This window comes from Streptomyces sp. PA03-1a (genome assembly GCF_033792805.1).
Lineage (GTDB): Bacteria > Actinomycetota > Actinomycetes > Streptomycetales > Streptomycetaceae > Actinacidiphila.
On record NZ_JARAVO010000482.1, the window covers coordinates 1 to 1099 of the forward strand.

At 70.4% G+C, this 1099-nt stretch carries 1 protein-coding gene; it reads left to right on the forward strand.

The window, feature by feature from the left end; genetic code table 11:
* Window positions 1-268 precede the first annotated feature (268 nt).
* On the forward strand, window positions 269-967 hold the full coding sequence (locus PV341_RS45045) for an HAD family hydrolase (RefSeq protein WP_500361039.1): 699 nt from the start codon (window positions 269-271) through the stop codon (window positions 965-967).
* Window positions 968-1099 lie beyond the last annotated feature (132 nt).

The window sequence follows — 1099 nt, forward strand, 5'->3', positions numbered from 1 at the left end:
TTGTCCTCGTAAATTTTTTTAAGATCCCGCCCTCCCTCCCCCAGCCTTCGGCCGGGGGGACCCCCATCCGGCGCGGTCAGTGACCGCCTCGCTGCGTACGTATGGGGTCGGTGCCGCGCCGGGGTACGCCCCCAGCCTTCGGCCGGGGGCGTACCCCGCCACACCCCCTCCTGCCGGTGTGGGCGACTGACGGCCGGAGGGTGGTAATGACGGGGGTGCCCTTCCGCCGACATAAGCGCACCGGTATACCGGCGGGGTGGTCGAAAAGGTGAGGGCCGTCCTTCTGGACTGGGTGGGAACGCTCATCGTCCCCAAGTGGGGTCCTGACCATGCCGGTCCGAAGGGTGGGGCGTGGATCGAGGGCGCGTTGAGGCGTCTCGCCCGGGACGCCTCGCCGTCGGAGGTGCGGCGGCTCAGCGCTGGTCTCGACGCGGCGATCAGGCAACCTGAAGTGGCACGGGCCATGAACGGCGCGGACGTGTCCGTGGAGTCGTACCGGGCCGGGTTCAGGCACTGGGCCTCGGCCGCGGGCATCGACGAGACGCTGGTGGACGCCCTGTATGCCGAACTGGCGCAACCGGACGTCGATCTCTTCGCGGTGGACGTGGGGCCGACACTTGCGACGCTCAAGGCCGCCGGGGTGCGGGTTGCCGTGGTCAGCGACGTCCACTTCGACATCCGCCCGTGGTTCGAGAAGGCGCGCCTCGACGGTTACGTCGACCGGTTCGTGCTGTCCTTCGAGCATGGTGTGTGCAAGCCCGATCCCGCCATCTTCCGACTGGCGTTGGACGAGCTCGCGGTGGGTCCGGGCGAGGCGCTGATGGTCGGGGACCGTTGCGCCTATGACGGTGCGGCGGTCGAGGCGGGCATCGCGACCCTGCTGGTCCCCCCTCTCGCCGAGGCCACCGACGAACGCCTGCACCTCGTGCTCGCATCCTGCGGACTGCCCTGGAACGTGCGCCCCTGACACCCCCACCGGCCGTCAGTCGCCCACACAGCGGGAGGGGGTGTGGCGGGGTGCGCCCATGGGGGTCCCCCCGGCCGAAGGCTGGGGGAGACGAGCGGCGGACCCGGCGCCGAATACTGCAGGGGTAAACCG